Consider the following 1,309-nt stretch of genomic DNA (forward strand, 5'->3'; position numbering starts at 1 on the left):
TGAACCGCCCCGGGATTGTCGGAGACTCAACATTCTGAGAGAATACGACAATGAAAACACGAAACTACACTCCTGAGATTAAAGAACGCGCCGTTCGCATGCTCATTGAATCAGCAAATGACTATCCCTCCACCTGGTCAGCGATTCAAGCCATTGCCCCTAAGATTGGCTGCACACCTGAAACTCTACGCTCGTGGCATAAAAAGCACATCGATCAAACCATTCCTGCAAATGTGCAAGCTCAAAGTCAAGAGCAGCGTATTAAGGATCTCGAGCGCGAGAATAGAGAACTCAAGCAAGCCAACGAGATTATACGTAAGGCTGCCGCTTTTTTCGCCCAGGCGGAGCTCGACCGCCCACCGAAATAATGGTCGATTTTATTGATGTTAACAAGCAAGAATATGGGATCGAGCTGATTTGTAGAGTACTACCGATTGCCCCGTCAACCTATCACCGTGCTAAAGACTTAGAAGAGTGCCCTGACAAGCGCTCACTACGCAGTCAGCATGACGACTATTATATTAGCGAGATTAAACGCATCTGGCAGGACAGCAAATGCCGCTATGGCGCTCGTAAGGTCTGGCAACAGATGAAAGCGGACGGGCTACAGGTTGCTCGGTGTACTGTAGAGCGTTTAATGAAGCAATATGAGCTGCAAGGGGTTTGGCGTGGCAAAGGTAAGATTACGACTAATAGCCGTGATGACCAGAAGCGCGCTGATGATTTGGTTAATCGTAACTTTAACGCCCAGCGTCCTAACCAGCTGTGGGTGGCGGACTTCACTTATATCAAGACCATGAGCGGCTGGGTCTATACCGCTTTTATCATTGATGTGTTTGCCCGCGCTATTGTGGGCTGGAAAGTCTCTAATCGTATGAATACCGATATGGTGATGGCGGCGTTAAATCAGGCAATAACAGATAGGAATAATCCTAAAGCTGTGATTCATCATAGTGATCGAGGGGTTCAGTATTTATCCATTCGTTATACTGATAAGATGGCTGATTCTGGCGTCATTGCCTCTGTTGGCACAACAGGCGATTCATACGATAATGCGTTGGCTGAAACGGTTAACGGGCTTTATAAAACGGAAGTGATTGATTATTTAAAACAGCAGTGGCAAGGCGTGAATGATGTTGAACTGGCTACTTTAGAGTGGGTCGATTGGTTCAACAAAACACGTTTGCACAGCACGATTGGTTATGTGTCGCCTTTTGAGTTTGAAAAGCGGTATTATGACAGTTTAACCCTGTCAGGCATGGCTGCCTGACTCAAGTAAAACACTCTCCGATATACTCGGGGCGGTTCA

Annotated in this window: 1 protein-coding gene and 1 other annotated feature; the gene reads left to right on the forward strand. The window is 46.8% G+C overall.

Annotated features, from left to right (window positions below; all coding sequences use genetic code 11):
• Positions 1-50 precede the first annotated feature (50 nt).
• Positions 51-1,270 (forward strand): IS3 family transposase gene (locus NJD71_RS13495; RefSeq protein ID WP_442967690.1). Its coding sequence is split into 2 segments (ribosomal slippage): positions 51-327 and positions 327-1,270, totalling 1,221 coding nucleotides; the frame shifts between segments, so codons are not numbered across the junction.
• Positions 326-442 (forward strand) — a sequence feature (AL1L pseudoknot). Its footprint overlaps the gene before it by 117 nt.
• Positions 1,271-1,309 lie beyond the last annotated feature (39 nt).

It is taken from the genome of Psychrobacter sp. PP-21 (genome assembly GCF_033790785.1).
Taxonomy (GTDB): domain Bacteria; phylum Pseudomonadota; class Gammaproteobacteria; order Pseudomonadales; family Moraxellaceae; genus Psychrobacter.